The organism is Streptomyces iakyrus (assembly GCF_000717055.1).
In the GTDB taxonomy this organism is placed as follows: domain Bacteria; phylum Actinomycetota; class Actinomycetes; order Streptomycetales; family Streptomycetaceae; genus Streptomyces; species Streptomyces iakyrus.
The window spans coordinates 123,392-142,743 of the sequence record NZ_JNXI01000012.1; the positions used below are offsets into that span (position 1 = coordinate 123,392).

16 protein-coding genes are annotated in these 19,352 nt (G+C 72.6%); 13 read left to right on the forward strand and 3 right to left on the reverse strand.

The window, feature by feature from the left end:
- Nucleotides 1–55 precede the first annotated feature (55 nt).
- A complete protein-coding gene (locus OO68_RS19480; protein ID WP_033309676.1) occupies nucleotides 56–2,209 on the forward strand; it encodes a primosomal protein N' in 2,154 nt (717 codons plus the stop codon).
- Between the two features lie 158 nt (nucleotides 2,210–2,367).
- Here OO68_RS19480 and OO68_RS19485 read toward each other — a convergent pair whose 3' ends face one another.
- The gene (locus tag OO68_RS19485; protein ID WP_033309677.1) at nucleotides 2,368–2,919 is read right to left on the reverse strand and encodes a hypothetical protein; all 552 of its coding nucleotides are present in this window, start codon (nucleotides 2,917–2,919) and stop codon (nucleotides 2,368–2,370) included.
- 322 nt (nucleotides 2,920–3,241) lie between these two features.
- On the opposite strand from OO68_RS19485, the gene fmt reads away from it, so the two are divergent.
- Both fmt and OO68_RS19495 read left to right on the forward strand, forming a co-directional pair.
- On the forward strand, nucleotides 3,242–4,174 hold the full coding sequence (gene fmt / locus OO68_RS19490) for a methionyl-tRNA formyltransferase (RefSeq protein WP_033309678.1): 933 nt from the start codon (nucleotides 3,242–3,244) through the stop codon (nucleotides 4,172–4,174).
- A 298-nt stretch (nucleotides 4,175–4,472) separates the two neighbouring features.
- Nucleotides 4,473–5,900, forward strand: coding sequence for an RsmB/NOP family class I SAM-dependent RNA methyltransferase (locus OO68_RS19495; RefSeq protein WP_033309679.1), 1,428 nt, complete (start codon nucleotides 4,473–4,475; stop codon nucleotides 5,898–5,900).
- Here the strand turns inward: OO68_RS19495 and OO68_RS19500 are convergent.
- Nucleotides 5,881–8,022 carry an MMPL family transporter gene (locus OO68_RS19500; RefSeq protein ID WP_033309680.1) on the reverse strand — a complete coding sequence of 714 codons (2,142 nt, stop codon included), beginning with the start codon at nucleotides 8,020–8,022 and terminating at the stop codon, nucleotides 5,881–5,883. The genes OO68_RS19495 and OO68_RS19500 overlap by 20 nt on opposite strands.
- A gap of 164 nt (nucleotides 8,023–8,186) precedes the next feature.
- Here OO68_RS19500 and rpe point away from each other — a divergent pair, with 164 nt between their 5' ends.
- The 8 genes from rpe to OO68_RS19540 all read left to right on the forward strand — a co-directional run bounded on the left by rpe (nucleotide 8,187) and on the right by OO68_RS19540 (nucleotide 16,006).
- Complete coding sequence (gene rpe / locus OO68_RS19505; RefSeq protein WP_033309681.1) at nucleotides 8,187–8,873, forward strand: ribulose-phosphate 3-epimerase; 687 nt, start codon at nucleotides 8,187–8,189, stop codon at nucleotides 8,871–8,873.
- Nucleotides 8,874–8,951: 78 nt separating this feature from the next.
- Complete coding sequence (locus OO68_RS19510) at nucleotides 8,952–9,995, forward strand: sugar-binding transcriptional regulator (RefSeq protein WP_033309682.1); 1,044 nt, start codon at nucleotides 8,952–8,954, stop codon at nucleotides 9,993–9,995.
- Between the two features lie 25 nt (nucleotides 9,996–10,020).
- A complete protein-coding gene (locus OO68_RS19515; protein ID WP_033309683.1) occupies nucleotides 10,021–10,371 on the forward strand; it encodes a barstar family protein in 351 nt (116 codons plus the stop codon).
- Nucleotides 10,372–10,479: 108 nt separating this feature from the next.
- Nucleotides 10,480–11,922, forward strand: a complete 1,443-nt coding sequence (locus OO68_RS19520) for a GuaB1 family IMP dehydrogenase-related protein (protein ID WP_033309684.1) — start codon at nucleotides 10,480–10,482, stop codon at nucleotides 11,920–11,922.
- Between the two features lie 91 nt (nucleotides 11,923–12,013).
- Nucleotides 12,014–12,508, forward strand: a complete 495-nt coding sequence (locus tag OO68_RS19525; RefSeq protein WP_033309685.1) for a GNAT family N-acetyltransferase — start codon at nucleotides 12,014–12,016, stop codon at nucleotides 12,506–12,508.
- Nucleotides 12,509–12,737: 229 nt separating this feature from the next.
- Complete coding sequence (locus OO68_RS19530; RefSeq protein WP_033309686.1) at nucleotides 12,738–14,207, forward strand: amino acid permease; 1,470 nt, start codon at nucleotides 12,738–12,740, stop codon at nucleotides 14,205–14,207.
- A 10-nt stretch (nucleotides 14,208–14,217) separates the two neighbouring features.
- Entirely contained in the window at nucleotides 14,218–14,670 is a 453-nt protein-coding gene (locus OO68_RS19535) for an Lrp/AsnC family transcriptional regulator (RefSeq protein WP_033309687.1), read from the forward strand.
- Between the two features lie 136 nt (nucleotides 14,671–14,806).
- Nucleotides 14,807–16,006: an MFS transporter gene (locus OO68_RS19540; RefSeq protein ID WP_033309688.1), complete on the forward strand. Its 1,200-nt coding sequence runs from the start codon at nucleotides 14,807–14,809 to the stop codon at nucleotides 16,004–16,006.
- Here the strand turns inward: OO68_RS19540 and OO68_RS19545 are convergent.
- Nucleotides 15,975–16,511 carry a hypothetical protein gene (locus OO68_RS19545; RefSeq protein WP_033309689.1) on the reverse strand — a complete coding sequence of 179 codons (537 nt, stop codon included), beginning with the start codon at nucleotides 16,509–16,511 and terminating at the stop codon, nucleotides 15,975–15,977. The two genes, OO68_RS19540 and OO68_RS19545, sit on opposite strands and share 32 nt — an antisense overlap.
- 301 nt (nucleotides 16,512–16,812) lie before the next feature.
- Here OO68_RS19545 and OO68_RS19550 point away from each other — a divergent pair, with 301 nt between their 5' ends.
- A complete protein-coding gene (locus OO68_RS19550) occupies nucleotides 16,813–17,601 on the forward strand; it encodes a carbon-nitrogen hydrolase family protein (RefSeq protein ID WP_033309690.1) in 789 nt (262 codons plus the stop codon).
- A gap of 50 nt (nucleotides 17,602–17,651) precedes the next feature.
- Nucleotides 17,652–19,349: a flavin monoamine oxidase family protein gene (locus tag OO68_RS19555; protein ID WP_033309691.1), complete on the forward strand. Its 1,698-nt coding sequence runs from the start codon at nucleotides 17,652–17,654 to the stop codon at nucleotides 19,347–19,349.
- Nucleotides 19,350–19,352 lie beyond the last annotated feature (3 nt).

Genomic DNA, 19,352 nt, shown 5'->3' on the forward strand with positions numbered 1-19,352 from the left:
CGCGAGAGAACTCGGGCGTCTCCGCTTGTCAGTGGCGTTTGGTAAGAATGCAAGCGTGAGCAGCGAGAACGAACAGGCGGGCGGCGGAGCCGAGGGTGCGCCGCCCGAGCAGCTCGCGCTCATCCGGGACAGCGTGCGCAAGGCCAAGACGCCCCGGGCCAAACCGCGCACCTGGCGGGGTGCCGCGCTCGCCAAGGAGCTCCCCGTCGCACGGGTCCTCGTCGACAAGGGCGTCCTCCATCTCGACCGCTACTTCGACTACGCCGTGCCCGAGGAGCTGGACGCGGACGCCCGGCCGGGCGTGCGGGTGCGGGTGCGGTTCGGGGCCGGGCGGCATCGCGTGCGGGACGGACGGCGCGAGGGCGGCGGACTGATCGACGGGTTCCTCGTCGAGCGGCTGGCCGAGTCCGACTACTCCGGGCCGCTGGCAGCCCTCGCCCAGGTCGTCTCACCCGAGCAGGTGCTCAGCGAGGAACTGCTGGGGCTGGCCCGGGCGGTCGCCGACCGGTACGCGGGCAGCCTCGCCGACGTCCTGCAGCTCGCCGTACCCCCGCGCAACGCACGGGCCGAGCAGCGACCCTCGCCCGAGCCACTGCCGCCGCCCCCAGCACCCGAGGCGGCGTCCTGGCAGCGCTACGAGCGGGGAGCGGCCTTCCTGGGATCGCTGGCCTCCGGTGGAGCGCCCCGTGCCGTCTGGAACGCGCTGCCCGGGCCGCAGTGGAGCGACGAGCTGGCCCGGGCCGTCGCCGCGACGCTGGCCTCCGGGCGCGGGGCGCTCGCCGTCCTGCCCGACGGTCGCGCCGTCGCTCGGGTCGACGCCGCCCTGACCTCCCTGCTGGGCCAGGGGCGGCACGCGGTGCTCACCGCCGACGCCGGCCCCGAGAAGCGGTACGCGCAATGGCTCGCTGTGCGGCGCGGTTCCGTGCGGGCCGTGATCGGGACCCGGGCCGCCATGTTCGCGCCGGTCCAGGATCTCGGCCTGGTCGCCCTCTGGGACGACGGCGACGACAGCCACAGCGAGCAGCACGCCCCGCAGCCCCATGCCCGCGAGGTGCTCCTGCTACGGGCCGCGCAGGACAAGTGCGGTTTCCTGCTGGGGAGCTGGGGCTGCACGGTGGAGGCCGCGCAGCTCGTCGAGAGCGGCTGGGCGAGGCCGCTCGTCGCCGGACGGGACCAGGTGCGAGCCACGGCCCCGCTCGTACGGACCGTCGGGGACCAGGATCTCGCCAGGGACGAGGCCGCCCGGGCCGCCCGGCTGCCGACCCTCGCCTGGCAGGCCGTCAGGGAGGGGCTGCGGCACGGCCCGGTGCTGGTGCAGGTCCCGCGCAGGGGATACGTGCCGCGCATGGCGTGTGCCGGCTGCCGGGCGCCCGCGCGGTGCCGGCACTGCTCCGGGCCGCTGGAGGCGCCGGACGGCGGTGCGCTGAACTGCGGGTGGTGCGGACGCGAGGAGGGCGGCTGGCACTGCCCGGACTGCGGCTCCTTCCGCCTGCGCGCCTCGGTCGTCGGGGCGCGGCGGACCGCCGAGGAACTCGGCCGGGCCTTCCCCGCCGTACCGGTGCGCACCTCGGGCCGGGAACACGTGCTCGACACGGTGCCGGGGGCGCCCGCGCTGGTCGTCAGCACGCCGGGGGCCGAGCCCGTCGCCGAGGGCGGGTACGCGGCGGCGCTGCTGCTGGACGGCTGGGCGATGCTCGGGAGGCCCGACCTGCGGGCCGGGGAGGACGCGTTGCGGCGGTGGATCGCGGCCGCGTCCCTGGTCCGGCCGCAGTCGGACGGCGGCACGGTGGTGGTCGTGGCCGAGCCGACGCTGCGGCCCGTGCAGGCGCTCGTCCGCTGGGATCCCGTCGGTCACGCGGTGCGGGAGCTCGCCGAGCGGGCGGAGCTGGGGTTCCCGCCGGTGTCCCGGATGGCGGCCTTGTCGGGCCCTGCGGAGGCGGTGGCCGACTTCCTCCGTGCGGCCGAACTGCCGCCCGAGGCCGAGGTGCTGGGGCCGGTGCCGTTGCCCGTCTCCGCCGCCGGGCGACCGCGGCGGGCGGGGGCGCCGCCGCCCGGGGAGCAGTGGGAGCGGGCGCTGCTGCGGGTGCCGCCGGGCAGGGGCGCCGCGCTGGCCACCGCGCTCAAGAACGCGCAGGCCGCCCGGATGGCCCGGGGGAGCGGGAACGGTGCCGCTGTGTGGGTGCGGGTCGATCCGCCCGACATCGGGTGATGCGTGGCCACCGGGAGATGCGAATGCATGGGTGATGCGTGGGCATCGGGTGATGCGTGGCCCGTGATCGCGGGCGCCCGCTGGGATGGGTGCCTGGTCACCGGCCGGATATGCGACTGCCCTCCCGGGGCGTTCCGGGAGGGCAGGGGCGGAGGGCGTCAGCCGTTGCGCGGGCCGGGGAAAGACGTGGGCCTCGCCTCGTCGCGGAGAGCCGGGCTGCCGGCTGTCGGCTGCGTGGGCATGGAGCGGGCCGCGGGGACCGTCGGGACCGTGGGCAGGCCGGTGGTCACATTGACCGCGCGTCCGGCCGCCGGCGTCGGCTCCGGCGTGCGCTCCGGCTCGGGCGTGACCGCTGGGGCCGTGGCACGGCGGGAGCCGTAACGGCGGTGGACCGCCTGCTTGGTGACTCCGAGTGCGGAACCCACGGCGTCCCACGAGAAGCCGAGTGAGCGGTCGAAGTCCACGGCCGCGGTGACCAGGGTTTCGACGCTGTCCCGCAGCTCCTGGGCGAGGCGTACCGTCGGGGCGGGGGCGCGCCCGTAGACGACGAAGCCCGTGGAAGGGCCGGAGCGGCGCGGGCGGTAGACGTTGCCCAACTGGGCGGTGAGTGTGCGCAGTGCGTCCACCTGCCGGCGGACCCGCTCGATGTCCCGCACCAGCAAGTGCAGGCTGGCCCGAGCCTGGGCGTCGTGGGTTGCGTGGTCGGCCATGAACAAGCCTCTCGAACCGGCGATGAAAGGAATGGGCCGATGGCGGCCCGGTGTGGTCAACTCTGTCTTGACCAACGCGGATTCGCTCCGCGGGTCACGGTGTGGGGGCGTGGGGGCATATGCGTGCGCCCGTTTGCGCGGGGTGTGCGCCTCGGCCGTCGGCCTTCGGCGCTCGTCTCCCGCCCACGCACCGCCGGTAGCGGCCGATCAGGAGGCCGAGCCCTCCTGTGAGGGCTGAACGCCGTCGGCGGCTTTCGGTATGCGGCTCATAGACTTGGGCGTTGCCCGCATCGACCCCCGCCCGAGAGGCCCCCACCACCCCATGAAGCTCGTCTTCGCCGGTACACCCGAGGTCGCCGTTCCCGCCCTGGACGCCCTGCTCGCCTCCGGACGGCACCAGGTGGCCGCCGTCGTCACGCGGCCCGACGCGCCGGCCGGGCGTGGACGCAGGCTCGTCGCGTCGCCCGTCGCCGAGCGGGCGGAGGAGGCCGGGATCGAGGTGCTGAAGCCCGCGAAACCGAAGGACCCCGAGTTCCTGGAGCGGCTGCGCGAGATCGGACCGGACTGCTGCCCCGTCGTCGCCTACGGAGCGCTGCTGCCCCGGGTCGCGCTCGACATCCCCGCGCACGGCTGGGTCAATCTGCACTTCTCCCTGCTCCCGGCCTGGCGCGGTGCCGCGCCCGTGCAGCACGCCATCATGGCCGGTGACGAGATCACCGGGGCGTCGACGTTCCTGATCGAGGAGGGGCTCGACTCCGGGCCGGTGTACGGCACGGTGACCGAGGAGATCCGGGCCACCGACACCAGCGGGGACCTGCTGACCCGGCTGGCGTTCGCCGGGGCCGGGCTGCTCGCGGCGACCATGGACGGCATCGAGGACGGCACGCTGAAGGCCGTTCCGCAGCCGGCCGACGGGATCAGCCTCGCCCCGAAGGTCAACGTCGAGGACGCGCACCTCGACTGGAACGCACCCGCGCTGCGCGTCGACCGGATGGTGCGGGGCTGCACCCCGGCCCCCGGTGCCTGGACCACCTTCCGCGGTGAGCGGCTCAAGCTCATCCAGGTCGCCCCCGTGCCGGACCGGACGGACCTCGCCCCCGGGCAGATCGCCGCCGGGAAGAACACCGTCCACGCCGGCACCGGCTCCTACGGCGTCGAGCTGCTGTGGGTGCAGGCCCAGGGCAAGAAGCCGATGCGGGCGGCGGACTGGGCCCGCGGGGTGCGCATCGGGGAGGGCGAGCGGCTCGGGGACTGAAGCCGGAAGCGGTCCGGCGGTCCGACCCCGGCTCTGGTGCCGGTCACGTCCCGTTTCCGGTGGCTCGGAGGCTGGGTGCCCGAGCGGTGCGGGCGCTCCGGCTCGGTGTCCCGCTGCCGGTCACGTCTCGCGTCGGCGACGACGTGGCGGTCCTGCGGCCGGTCTCGTTCGGCGACTCCGAGGCCGACGCCGGAGCAGCGTCGGCGACCTGCCTCGGTGCCCCGCTGCCGGTCACGCCCCGGTCTTGGCGGCGTAGGCTGGACGGCGCACTTCTTCTCACCCCCGGAGCACCTTTTTCGTGAGCGAACAGCCCCGCCGAGCCCGCACGTCGGGCAAGCCCTACCGCCGGCCCAAGAAGGACCCCGTCCGCATCCTCGCCTTCGAGGCCCTGAGGGCCGTGGAGGAGCGGGACGCCTACGCCAACCTCGTTCTCCCGCCGCTGCTGCGCAAGGCGCGGGAGAAGGAGGGACCCGAGACGTTCGACGCCCGGGACGCGGCGCTCGCCACCGAGCTGGTGTACGGGACGCTGCGCCGGCAGGGGACGTACGACGCGGTCCTCTCCCACTGCGTGGACCGGCCGCTCCGGGAGGTCGATCCGCCGGTGCTGGACGTGCTGAGCCTCGGCGCGCACCAGCTGCTCGGCACGCGGATCCCGACGCACGCGGCCGTGTCCGCCACCGTCGAACTCGCCCGGGTGGTGCTCGGTGACGGGCGCGCCAAGTTCGTCAACGCCGTGCTGCGCAAGGTCGCGCAGGACGATCTGGACGGCTGGCTGGAGCGGGTCGCGCCGCCCTACGACGACGACCCCGAGGACCACCTCGCCGTCGTGCACTCCCATCCCCGGTGGGTCGTGTCCGCGCTGTGGGACTCCCTCGGCGGCGGGCGCGACGGCGTCGAGGAACTGCTGCGCGCGGACAACGAGCGGCCCGAGGTGACGCTGGTGGCGCGCCCCGGACGGGCCACCGCCGAGGAACTGCTCCACGAGGACGCCGCCGTGCAGGGGCGCTGGTCGCCCTATGCCGTGCGGCTGACCGAGGGCGGGGAGCCGGGTGCCATCGCCGCCGTGCGGGACGGGCGCGCGGGCGTGCAGGACGAGGGCAGCCAGCTCGTGGCGATCGCCCTCGCCAACGCGCCCCTGGACGGGCCCGACCGGCGCTGGCTGGACGGCTGCGCGGGACCCGGCGGCAAGGCGGCGCTGCTCGGCGCGCTGGCCGCCGAGCGGGGCGCGCTGCTGGTCGCCTCCGAGAAGCAGACCCATCGCGCCGGTCTGGTGGCCCGGGCCCTGGACGGCAACCCCGGGCCGTACCAGGTGATCGCCGCCGACGGGACCCGTCCGGCGTGGCGGCCGGGCAGTTTCGACCGGGTGCTGGTCGACGTGCCGTGCACGGGCCTCGGTGCCCTGCGCCGCCGCCCGGAGGCCCGCTGGCGGCGCCGCCCGGAGGACCTGGAGGGCTTCGCGCCGCTGCAACGCGGGCTGCTGCGCACCGCCCTGGAGTCCGTGCGGGTCGGCGGAGTCGTGGGCTACGCGACCTGCTCGCCGCATCTGGCCGAGACCCGGGCCGTCGTGGCCGACTTGCTCAAGCAGCACCCGGACACCGACCTCGTCGACGCCCGGCCGCTGCTGCCCGGCGTACCGGACCTCGGCGAGGGGCCCGACGTGCAGCTGTGGCCGCATCTGCACGGCACCGACGCGATGTACCTGGCCCTCATCCGCCGGACCGGCTGACCCCCGCCCCGGCGCTCTCCCGGGCCGCCGCACCGCCGTCCTCCCGGGCCAGCCGGTGCGGCCACCACACCTTCGGGCCGACGTCCAGGAACAGGGACGTCACCAGCACCGAGCGCACGATGAAGGTGTCGATGAGGACGCCGAGGGCGACCGCGAAGCCGATCTCGGCGAAGGCCACCATCGGGAGGGTGCCGAGGGCAGCGAAGGTGCCGGCCAAAACCAGGCCCGCCGAGGTGATGACCGCGCCGGTGGCGGCCAGACCGGTGACCACGCCCGGTCTGGTGCCCTGGCGGGCCGCCTCCTCACGGATGCGGGTGGTCAGGAAGATGTTGTAGTCGATGCCCAGGGCGACCAGGAACACGAAGACGAACAACGGGAAGTCGGTCGCCTCGCCCGCGTAGTCGAAGACGTACCGGAAGGCGAGCGCGCTGATGCCGAGTGCGGCCGTGAACGACAGGATCACCGTGCCGATCAGCAGCAGCGGGGCGATCAGGGCCCGGAGCAGGACGCAGAGGATCAGCAGGACGACCACCAGCACCAGCGGGATGATCAGCACGTTGTCGTGCGTGGTCGCCCGGTCCATGTCGAGCAGGGCCGCCGTACCGCCGCCCACCTTGGCGTCGGCGTCCGGCACCGCGTGCACGGCGTCCCGCACCCGCTCCACCGTCCGCTTGGCGGCCTCGCTGTCCGCCGGGGCGGTCATGGTGGCCTCGAAGAGGACCCTGCCCTCGAAGGCCGGTTTCGTGCCGGGCGGAAGACCCAGGGACTGGGGCACCACGCCCTCAGTCCCGGCGACCGCGCGGCCCACCTGCACGGCCTGCGCCTGGTTGCTGACGACGACCAGCGGATCACCGCTGCCCGCCGGGAAGTAGCGCGCGGACACCTCCTGGCCGGTGATCGAGTCCGGCTTCCCGGTGAAGGCGTCCGCGTTGCCGATGCCCTCCGCGCGCAACTGGATCAGGCCCAGGGAACAGACCGCCAGGGCGAGCGCCGTGACGGCCCAGGTCATGCGCGGGCGGCGGGCGATACGGCGGCCCGTGCGCGCCCAGATGCCGCGCTCGGTCGGTTCGGGGGAGCCCAGGTGCGGGATCACCGGCCAGAAGATCCACCGGCCGAAGATCACCAGCAGCGCCGGGAACAGGCTCATCATCGCGAGCAGGGCGACGGCGACACCGATCGCGGCGACCGGGCCCAGGCCGCTGGTCGAGTTCATCTCGGCGGTCAGCAGCACCAGCATGCTCAGGACGACCGTCGCGCCCGAGGCGAGCACGGCAGGACCGGCGCGGTGCAGGGCCAGGGCCATCGCCTCGTGCCGGTCCTCGTGGCGGCGCAGCTCCTCCCGGTAGCGGGCGACCAGCAGCAGGGCGTAGTCCGTACCGGCACCGAAGACGAGCACCGTGAGGATGCCGGCGCTCTGGCCGTTGACCGTCAGGCCCGCGTGCTCGGCCAGCACGTAGATCAGCGCCTGGGCCGTGAACAGCGCGCAGACCACCGCGACCAGCGGGACCAGCAGCAAGGTCAGGCTGCGGTAGGTGATGAGCAGCATGACGATGACGACGGTCATCGCCGCGAACAGCAGCGTCGAGTCGATGCCCTCGAAGGCCTCCGCGAAGTCCGCCGAGGTGCCGCCCGGGCCGGTGATGTGCACGCTCAGCCCGTCGCCGCCCGTGCCGACGTCGTCGCGGATGGACTCCACGGCCGGCGAGATCCGCTCCCAGCCCTCCTCGTCCATCATGATCGGCACGAAGACCTGCGCGGCCCGCGGATCGGTCTGCCGGTCGAACACCGGCCCCCGCGTCTGCTCACCGATGATGCCGTGGTCACGCAGCTGCTTGAGCTGTGAGACGTCCTCGGTGATCTCGGCACGGTCCCGCGCCGTCAGGCCGCTCTCCCGCGCGTAGATCACCACCGCCGGGATCTGCTCCGGCCGGAAGTCCTCGGAGATCTCCAGCACCTGCGTCGACTCCGCGGACCCCGGCAGCCAGGACGCGGCGTCGTTGTCCTGCGCGTCGGCGAGCTTCATGGCGAACGGCGCCGCGATGAACAGCACGACCACCCACAGGCCCAGGACCAGCCACTTGGCCCGCCGCCCGCAGACAAGGTGCGCCACGCCCTGCTTCATGTCATCCCCCTCAGCGGCAGCGCCCCGTAAGGGGCGCGGGGCTGTGACATATGCGGCTCCGCCGCGTGGGCGCGCGCGCCCCGCCACGGCCCGCGGCCGACGTACCACCGTCCCCACCCGGGACCGATGCCCGCAACCCCCGGAGGGCATGGCAGTCTTAGGACATGGCCGCGCAGATCAACCCCAGTATCCTGTCCGCAGACTTCGCCCGCCTCGCGGACGAGGCGAAGGCCGTGAAAGGAGCCGACTGGCTCCACGTCGACGTCATGGACAACCATTTCGTCCCGAACCTCACGCTCGGCGTGCCGGTCGTAGAGTCGCTCGCCCGTGCGACGGACACCCCGCTGGACTGCCACCTGATGATCGAGGCCCCCGATCGCTGGGCGCCCCAGTACGTGGAGGCGGGGGCCGGTTCCGTCACCTTCCACGTCGAGGCCGCCGCCGCTCCCGTCCGGCTCGCCCGTGAGATCCGGGCCAAGGGCGCCCGCGCCTCCATGGCGCTGAAGCCCGCGACCCCCATCGAGCCGTACGAGGACCTGCTCCCCGAGCTCGACATGCTGCTGATCATGACGGTCGAACCGGGCTTCGGGGGACAGGCCTTCCTCGACATCATGCTTCCGAAGATTCGCCGCACCCGCGAGTTGATCAGCAAGCACGGGCTGGAGCTCTGGCTCCAGGTCGACGGCGGAGTTTCCGCTTCCACGATCGAGCGGTGCGCGGACGCCGGAGCCGACGTCTTCGTGGCCGGATCGGCGGTCTACGGGGCAAACGACCCGGCAGAGGCGGTACGTGCACTACGCACCCAGGCCGAGGCGGCGACGGCCAAGGCCTCCTGGGCCTGCGACCACTGAGCCACAGCAAAGTGAACGGCTCTCATCAGGGCTGATCATCCGCGCCGGATCTGCAAGGATGAACGGCGAATCCAGAGTGTGAACAGCAGTGAGGAGATCGCCGTGTCGGGTATGTCGGCGGGCCGGTCAGCCATGCGGATGGGACCCGCTGAGCTGGTGCAGGCGGCGGCCATGGCCCGCCGCTTCTACCTCGAGGGCAAGTCCAAGATCCAGATCGCGGAGGAGTTCGGCGTCAGCCGCTTCAAGGTGGCCCGGGTCCTGGAGACCGCCCTCGAACGGGATCTTGTACGTATCGAGATCCGTGTGCCTGCGGAGCTGGACGCCGAGCGCTCGGACGCGCTCCGCGCCCGCTACGGCCTCAGGCACGCCGTGGTGGTCGAGTCCCCGGCCGAGGCCGAGGAGTCGCCCGACCCCGAGAACCTGGGAGAAGTGGCCGCCGACCTGCTCGGCGAACTGGTCAACGAAGGGGATGTGCTGGGCCTGGCCTGGGGCCGCTCCACCATCCACATGGCGGCGGCGCTCGACCGGCTGCCGCCGTGCACGGTGGTGCAGCTGACGGGCGTGTACGACGCCGGGACCGCCGAGCGCGGCTCGGTCGAGGCCGTGCGCCGCGCCGCCCAGGTGGCCGGCGGGGACGCCCACCCCATCTACGCGCCCATGTTGCTGCCCGACGCAGCCACGGCCGCGGCGCTGCGCAACCAGACGGGCATCGCCCGGGCCTTCGAGCACTTCGACAAGGTCACCGTGGCCTGTGTCTCCATCGGGTCCTGGGAGCCGGGCATCTCCACGGTGCACGACATGCTCAGCGACGAGGAGCGGGCGCACTACGCGTCCCTCGGGGTCGCCGCCGAGATGTCCGCGCACCTCTTCGACGCCGAGGGCCGCCGGGTCGGCCGGGACCTGGGCGAGCGGTGCATCACGGTGAAGGCCGACCAGCTCCGCCGGATCCCCGAGGTCGTCGCCATCGCGGGCGGTCAGCGCAAGGGACCCGCGATCGACGCCGTGCTGCGGTCCGGGCTCGTCACCAGCCTCGTGACGGACACGTCGGCCGCGGACTACCTGATGACGGCCGGCCCGGCGCCGAGGTCCGCGCTCAACCGGTCCGACCCGGACGGGGTCTGACGGGGTGGCCGGACAGGAGCACGGCGTGCACGACCCGGCGGGCCGGATCGTGGTCGTCCTGGACCTGGGCGGGGTCACGGACAAGGCGGCCTTCATGGACCGCTGCGCCCGTGACCTGGCCCTGCCCGACTGGTTCGGCCGCAACTGGGACGCCCTCGCCGACTCCATGGCCGACCCCGCGCTCTGGCCGGACGGGGCCGGCGAGCGGGGCCTGCTGGTCGTCGTCCAGGGCTGGCGGACGTACGCCGAGACGCGGCCGGAGGAGTGGCAGGTCGCCGAGGAGATCTTCGCCGAGGCGACGGACCGGGGCCCGGGGCTGTTCGTGACCCTCGGCCTTGGAGAATCCTCCGAGAGCCCCCCTGACCAGCCTGGATGATCCGCTGGGGGCGGTACGGGCGGCGGTCATGGGAGAATGAAGTACGTGCTCTTTCCCCCTGGCCGGCCGGTCCGGGGGTCACCTCTGATCGACTGGGATGTGCAGCACGTGCGTTTCCTCAATGACATCCAGCCCGGGTACGACCTGACGTACGACGACGTCTTCATGGTCCCCAGCCGCTCCTCGGTGGGCTCGCGGCAGGCCGTCGACCTCAGCTCCCCGGACGGCACGGGCACCACCATCCCGCTCGTCGTCGCCAACATGACCGCCATCGCCGGCCGCCGCATGGCCGAGACCGTGGCCCGCCGCGGCGGCCTCGTGGTGATACCGCAGGACATCCCGAACGACGTGGTCACCGACGTCGTCACCTGGGTGAAGAGCCGGCACCTGGTGCTGGACACCCCGATCGTCCTGTCCCCGCACCAGACCGTCGCGGACGCGCTGGCCCTGCTGCCCAAGCGGGCACACAACGCCGGTGTGGTCGTCGACGGCGACCACAAGCCGGTCGGCGTGGTCACCGACGCCGACCTGTCCGGCGTGGACCGCTTCACGCAGCTCGCCGAGGTCATGTCCCGGGACCTGCTGCTCATCGACGCGGACATGGACCCGGGCCAGGCCTTCAACACCCTCGACCACGCCAACCGCCGCTACGCCCCGGCCGTGAACCGGGACGGCACGCTCGCCGGCATCCTGACCCGCAAGGGCGCCCTGCGGGCCACGCTCTACACTCCGGCCACCGACGCACAGGGGCGGCTGCGCATCGCCGCCGCCGTCGGCATCAACGGCGACGTCGCGGGCAAGGCCCAGCAGCTGCTGGACGCGGGCGTCGACGCGCTCGTCATCGACACCGCGCACGGCCACCAGGAGTCGATGATCAGCGCCCTGAAGCTGGTGCGCGACCTCGATCCGCAGGTGCCGGTCGTCGCGGGCAACGTGGTCGCCGCCGCGGGGGTACGCGACCTGATCGAGGCCGGAGCGGACATCGTCAAGGTCGGTGTCGGCCCCGGCGCCATGTGCACCACGCGCATGATGACCGGCGTCGGCCGGCCGCAGTTCTCCGCCGTCCTGGAATGCGCCGCCGAGGCGAAGAAGTACGGCAAGCACGTGTGGGCCGACGGCGGTGTCCGCCACCCGCGCGACGTGGCCATGGCCCTCGCGGCCGGCGCGTCCAACGTGATGGTCGGCTCCTGGTTCGCCGGCACCTACGAGTCCCCGGGCGACCTCCAGCACGACGCCCAGGGCCGTGCCTACAAGGAGTCCTTCGGCATGGCCTCCGCCCGGGCCGTGCGCAACCGCACCTCGGAGGAGTCGGCGTACGACCGCGCCCGCAAGGCGCTGTTCGAGGAGGGCATCTCCACCTCCCGCATGTTCCTCGACCCGGCCCGCCCCGGCGTCGAGGACTTGATCGACTCGATCATCGCGGGCGTCCGCTCCTCGTGCACCTACGCCGGCGCGGGCTCCCTGGAGGAGTTCGCCGAGAAGGCCATCGTCGGCATCCAGAGCGCGGCCGGCTACGCCGAGGGCAAGCCGCTGCACGCCAGCTGGAGCTGACGGCCCCAACTCCCCGTCGAACGGCCCCCGTCGACCCGCCCCACGGGAAATTCGGGGGCCGTCTCGCGTGCCCGGGCCTTACCGTCGACGCATGGAGATCGCCGAGTGCCGGGCCGGGGACGTCGAGGTGCTGGAGCGTCGCATGCCGTCGCACAGCGCCGAGGGCAGCCATGGCGCCCGCTTCGCGCGGCAGCGGGCCGGGGAGAGCACCTATCTGATCCCGTGGCTGGAGGGCAGGCCCGTGGACCATGCGGAGATCCGCTGGACCGGGTGCGCGGCGCCCGAGGTGCGGGCGGCTCGGCCGGGGTGCCCGGAGATCAACGGCCTCTTCGTCTGGCCCGCACCGCTGCGCTCCCGGGGCATCGGCACCGCCCTCGTGCACACCGCCGAGCGACTGGCCGGCGAACGCGGTATCGACGCCATGGGCCTCGGCGTCGGGGACGGAAACCCCCGTGCCGCGGAGCTCTACGCCCGGCTCGGCTATCGCCCCGCGGTGGCGTACATGGACCGCTGGACGCGCCTCGACCCCGACGGCGTACGGCACGAGCAAGCCGATCCCTGCGTGTTCCTGGTCAAGGCGCTCTGACGGTCGCGCCGCAACAGTCGACAGCCGTCCCGCAACGAACACCCGCCCAGCCCCGGGGAACGCAATGATCTTGCGGGTATGCGCAAGGTTGCTGCATTTCACCAGCAACGCCGTTGCTCATAGGCTGTCGCCTCGTACGTGGCGTGGCGGGGACTCCGCTCGGTGGGTCCCTGCTCAAGGGTGCCCGCGGTCCCTGCCGCCCTGACCGGCAGCGAAAAGGAGCCAGCGCGTGCTCGACCAAGGCGCACCCCTGCAGAACCCAGGCCAGACAGCCGCATCCGGGTCCCCCGGCATCGGTGCGCGCCTCATGCGCCGCAAGCCGGTGGAACGCCTGGTCGCAGAGGGTGGCCAGGGCGAGGGAGGCTCGCTGCGCCGCACCCTCGGGCTGTGGCAGCTCACCATGATCAGCATCGGTGCCACCCTCGGCACCGGCATCTTCGTCGTGCTCGGCGAGGCCGTCCCCAAGGCGGGCCCGGCCGTCACGCTCTCCTTCGTCATCGCCGGCCTCACCGCCCTCTTCTCGGCCCTGTCCTACGCCGAGCTGGCCGGCTCCATCCCGGTCTCCGGCTCCTCGTACTCGTATGCGTACGCAACGATGGGCGAGCTGATCGCCTGGATATGCGGCTGGTGCCTGGTCCTGGAGTACGGCGTGTCGGTCGCCGCCGTCGCCGTCGGCTGGGGCGAGTACCTCAACGAGCTGCTCGACGGCACCATCGGCGTCACCATCCCGGCCGCCCTGTCCGCCCCGCCCGGCGACGGCGGCGTGTTCAACCTGCCGGCCCTGATCGTCGTGCTGCTCGCGATGGCGTTCCTGCTGGGCGGCGCCCGCGAGTCCGCCCGCGCCAACACCGTCATGGTCATCGTGAAGATCGCCGCACTGGTGATGTTCTGCGCCATCGGCGTGCAGGGCTTCCGCTCCGGCAACTACGAGAACTTCATGCCGCTCGGCATGGCGGGTGTCAGCGCCGCCGGTGCCACCCTGTTCTTCTCCTACATCGGCTTCGACGCCGCCTCCACCGCCGGTGAGGAGGCGAAGAACGCCCAGCGCGACCTGCCGCGCGCGATCATGCTGTCGCTGGTCGTCGTCACCGCGCTGTACGTCCTCGTCGCGGCCGTCGCCGTCGGTGCCAAGCCCTGGGAGAACTTCACCGACTCCGAGGCCGCCCTCGCCCAGATCATGCGCGAGGTCACCGGCCAGACGTTCTGGGGCACGCTGCTCGCCTTCTGCGCCGTCATCGCCATCGCGAGCGTCGTCCTGACCGTGCTGTACGGCCAGACCCGCATCCTGTTCGCCATGTCCCGCGACGGGCTCGTGCCCAAGGTGTTCGCCAGGGTCCACCCGAAGACCGGTGCCCCGCGCGCCAACACCCTGATCGTGTCGCTGTTCTGCGGTGTCCTGGCCGCCGCGATCCCGCTCGGGCAGCTCGCCGACGCCACCAGCATCGGCACCCTGTTCGCCTTCGCCCTCGTCAACGTGGCCGTCGTCGTACTGCGCCGGACCAAGCCGGACATGCCCCGCACCTTCCGGGTGCCGCTCTCCCCGGTCCTGCCCGCGCTGGGCTTCGCCTTCTGCATCTGGATGATGGGCAGCCTGTCGACCGTGACCTGGGTCGTCTTCGGTGTCTGGATGGCCGCCGGGCTCGTGTTCTACTTCGTGTACGGCTTCCGCCGCTCCCGACTGGCACCATCCGAGAAGTGATCGACCCACTGTGCTGAACGATCTCGACGAACGCATCGTGCACGCCCTCGCCGAGGACGCCCGCCGCTCCTACGCCGACATCGGCTCGCTCGTCGGCCTGTCCGCGCCCGCCGTGAAACGGCGCGTGGACCGGCTGCGGGCCACCGGAGCCATCACCGGCTTCACCGTACGGGTGGACCCGGGCGCCCTCGGCTGGGAGACCGAGGGGTTCGTCGAGATCTACTGCCGCGGGAACACCTCCCCGGAGACCATCCAGCGGGGTCTGGAGCGCTACCAGGAGGTCGTGGCCGCGTCCACCGTCACCGGGGACGCGGACGCGATCGTCCAGGTCTTCGCCTCCGACATGCGCCACTTCGAACGGGTCCTGGAGCGGATCGCCGGGGAGCCGTTCGTCGAGCGGACCAAGTCCGTGCTCGTGCTCTCGCCGCTGCTGCGGCGCTTCTCGTCCGGGTCGCCCACGTAAGTCACTGGCCCGGCCCCGGCGCCGGGCCTAGCATCGGTGCCATGACCTGGCGACATTGATCCACCAGCCGTGCCTCCCGAGGACCGCCTCGGACGCCGTACCTCCGGCGTCCGATCCGTCCTTCCGGGAAGGCCTCATGACACTCTCACCCGCACGCGTGCCCGCCACCGGCGTCCGCCGTCTGACCCGCACGCTGTACGGCTACGCGTTCCTCGACGACTTCGTCCTGCTCTACCCGGTGTACGCGCTGCTGTTCGCCGACACCGGCATGTCGCTCTGGCAGATCTCCTCCCTGTTCGCCCTGTGGTCGATCACCGGTGTGGTGCTCGAAGTGCCCTCCGGCGCCTGGGCCGACGCCGTGTCGCGCCGCAGGCTGCTGTGGATCGGTCCCCTGCTCACGGCCGCCGGCTTCGCGCTGTGGGTGGCCGTGCCGTCGTACGGGGCCTTCGCGGTGGGCTTCATCCTGTGGGGCGCCGGCGGGGCCCTCGGCTCCGGTGCCCTGGAGGCGCTGGTCTACGACGAGCTCGACCGGCTCGGTGCCGCCGACCGGTACGCGCGGACCATGGGCCGGGCCCGGGCCGCGCGACTGCTGGGCACCGTGGCGTCCATCGGCCTGGCGGGGCCCGTCTTCGCGCAGGGCGGCTACGCGGCCGTCGGAGCCGCGAGCCTCCTGGCCTGTGTGCTGACCGCCGTCACCGCGACCCGGTTCCCCGAGCACCGGCTGCGGGCGGACGACGCGGCGAGTGACACCTGGGCGAGGACCCTGCGGACCGGACTGGCCGAGGTCCGCGGGGACCGTTCGGTGCGTGGCGCCCTGCTGCTGGTCCCGGCGGTGGCCGCGGTGTGGGGCGCGCTCGACGAGTACACCCCCCTGCTGGTCCGCGACACCGGTGTCGCCGAGGCGACGGTGCCCTACCTGATCATGCTCATCTGGGCCGGCGTCACCCTCGGCAGCCTCCTGGCCGGACCGGCCGAACGTCTCGGCACGGGCGGGCTCGCGATGCTGCTTGCGGGTGCCGCCCTCGCCCTGGCCGTGGGAGCCGCGTCCCGCTCCCTGGCCGGAATCGCCCTCGTGAGCCTCGCCTTCGCCGGGTTCCAGCTGGCCGAGGTCCTCGCCGACGTCCGTCTCCAGCACCGCATCGACGAGTCCCGCCGGGCCACGCTGACGTCCGTGGCGAACCTGGGCACCGAGCTGGCCACCGTCGCCGCGTTCGGCGTGTACGCGCTGCTCGGCACGGACCTGCCGCACGGCACGGTCTTCGCGGTGCTGGCGTTTCCCTACCTCGTGACGGCCCTGGCGTTGGCTAGAGCTCGGGCTGCCATGGCACGACCGTGAAGTCGCCCGTCCCCTTCTTCACCTTCTCGAAGGGGGCAGAGCTCACGCACTTGGGCGGTTCGTCGCCCTCGCCGGGATGGCCCGTCGAGGCCCAGCTGTAGCCGAGCCGGTCGTGGCGGCCGAGGTCGTGGACGGTGACGCCGACGCGCTTGCCCTCGGCGCCCGGCAGGTCCGACTCGGTGATCACACCGGAGACGACGGCCACCTTGCCGCCGGTCACCAGGCAGTCGACCGCGACCTCGGCCCGGGCGCCGGAGCCGTTCAGGTAGTGGCTGAAGCGGAAGGTGCCGGTGGCCTTCATCGGATCGGCCTTGTCCTTCGCGGCCAGATGCGCGTCGAACGAGAACGTGATGTCGTCCCCGGCCGAGCGGTACAGCTTGGCGGTGCCGGTGAGGGCGGCGGCCTCCCGCTGCCGGGGCGCGTCCGACGCGGTCGCGGCCGAGGCCGCCCCGGCGGTGAGCAGCAGTGCGGAGCCGAGCACGACGATCTTCGTACGGCGCTTCATTTTCGGGCCTTTCCGCAGGTCGACGGGACAGCCTCTACTCTCCCGGCCCGGTGCCTCCTGGACATCGCTCGCAGGGCGGGACCCCGTCTCCGCCGCGCGGCGGGGGAGAGGGGGTCGGCCCCGGGCTCCGAGGTGGAGCCGGGCTACGACTCAGGGTGCGCAACGAATCGCCGCCCGCCCCCCGACGCACGCAACGAACCGTTCACCGGCGCGCAACGGCTCCTTCTTGTCCGCCCTGGTCAGCCGCCCGTACCGTCTACGTGGCCCCTCCAACCACTCTTCCGCCCGGTGAGGAACACGCATGCGCACCGCCCTGCTCCAGAGCTCCGGCCGACCCGGCTCCACCGTCGAGAACCTCAAGGTCCTCGACGAGGCCGCGGGCCGGGCCGCCGCCGCGGGCGCGGGGCTCCTCGTGACGCCGGAGATGTTCCTGACCGGGTACGCGATCGGCGACGCCATCGGCCGCCTCGCCGAGCCCGCCGACGGCGAGTGCGCGGACGCGATCGCCGAGATCGCGACGAACCACGGCCTGGCGGTCGCCTACGCGTACCCCGAGCGCGACGGCGACGCCGTGTTCAACTCCGCCCAGCTGATCTCCGCCGACGGCACCCGGCTCGCGAACTACCGCAAGACCCACCTCTTCGGCTGCTTCGAGCGCGACCACTTCACGCCCGGCGACCAGCAGATCGTCCAGGCCGAGATCGACGGCGTCCGCGTCGGCATCCTCATCTGCTACGACGTGGAGTTCCCGGAGAACGTCCGCGCCCACGCCCTGGCCGGCACCGACCTGCTGGTCGTGCCGACCGCGCAGATGCACCCGTTCCAGTTCGTCGCCGAGTCGATGATCCCGGTGCGGGCCTTCGAGAACCAGATGTACGTCGCGTACGTCAACCGGGCCGGCCAGGAGGGCGAGTTCGAGTTCGTGGGCCTGTCCACGCTCGCCGGGCCCGACGGGGTCGCCCGCACCCGGGCCGGACGCGGTGAGGACCTCGTCCTCGCCGACGTCGACCCCGCCTTCCTCGCCGCCTCGCGCGAGGCCAACCCGTATCTGCTCGACCGGCGGCCCGCCCTCTACGGGCCGCTCGTCTGACCACCCCCGCCGAACCGCCCGTTCACACCCGTGCAAGGAGTCCGTACCCCATGACGTCCACCGTGCCCAACGCCGTCGAGCACGCAGACGCGCAGCAGCCGCCGATCACCATGTTCGGCCCGGACTTCCCGTACGCGTACGACGACTTTCTCGCCCACCCGGCGGGCCTCGGGCAGATACCCGCGACCGGGCACGGCACGGAGGTCGCGATCATCGGCGGCGGCCTGTCCGGCATCGTCGCCGCGTACGAGCTGATGAAGATGGGCCTCAAGCCGGTCGTGTACGAGGCCGACCAGATCGGCGGCCGGCTGCGGACGGTGGGGTTCGACGGCTGCGACGACTCCCTCACCGCCGAGATGGGCGCGATGCGCTTCCCGCCCTCCTCCACGGCCCTCCAGCACTACATCGACCTCGTCGGCCTGGAGACCCGGGCCTTCCCCAACCCCCTCGCCGAGGCGACCCCGTCGACCGTCGTCGACCTCAAGGGCGAGTCGCACTACGCCGAGACGATCGCCGACCTGCCCCAGGTCTACCGGGACGTCGCCGAGGCCTGGAACCGGTGCCTGGAGGAGGGCGCCGACTTCTCCGACATGAACCGCGCCCTGCGCGAGCGCGACGTCCCGCGCATCCGCGAGATCTGGTCCCGGCTCGTCGAGAAGCTCGACAACCAGACGTTCTACGGCTTCCTCTGCGACTCCGAGGCGTTCAAGTCCTTCCGGCATCGCGAGATCTTCGGCCAGGTCGGCTTCGGCACGGGCGGCTGGGACACCGACTTCCCCAACTCCATCCTGGAGATCCTGCGCGTCGTCTACACCGAGGCCGACGACCACCACCGCGGCATCGTCGGCGGCTCGCAGCAGCTGCCGCTGCGCCTGTGGGAGCGTGAGCCGCAGAAGATCGTCCACTGGCCGCTCGGGACCTCGCTCACGACGCTGCACGAGGGCGGCGAGCCCCGCCCGGCGGTGACCCGGCTGCACCGCACCGCCGGCAACCGCATCACGGTGACCGACGCGGACGGCGACATCCGCACCTTCCAGGCGGCGATCTTCACCGCCCAGTCCTGGATGCTGCTGTCGAAGATCGCCTGCGACGACTCGCTCTTCCCGATCGACCACTGGACGGCGATCGAGCGCACGCACTACATGGAGAGCTCCAAGCTCTTCGTCCCGGTGGACCGGCCGTTCTGGCTCGACAAGGACGAGGAGACGGGCCGTGACGTCATGTCGATGACGCTCACCGACCGTATGACGCGCGGTACTTACCTGCTCGACGACGGCCCGGACAAGCCCGCCGTCATCTGCCTCTCCTACACCTGGTGCGACGACAGCCTGAAGTGGCTGCCGCTGTCCGCGAACGAGCGGATGGAGGTCATGCTGAAGTCGCTGGGCGAGATCTATCCCAAGGTCGACATCCGCAAGCACATCATCGGCAACCCGGTGACGGTCTCCTGGGAGAACGAGCCCTACTTCATGGGCGCGTTCAAGGCCAACCTCCCCGGCCACTACCGCTACCAGCGGCGCCTGTTCACGCACTTCATGCAGGACCGGCTGCCCGAGGACAAGCGCGGCATCTTCCTCGCCGGCGACGACATCTCCTGGACGGCCGGCTGGGCCGAGGGCGCCATCCAGACCGCCCTCAACGCGGTCTGGGGCGTCATGCACCACCTCGGCGGCACGACCGACCCGACCAACCCGGGCCCCGGCGACGTCTACGACGAGATCGCCCCCGTGGAACTGCCGGAGGACTAGGGG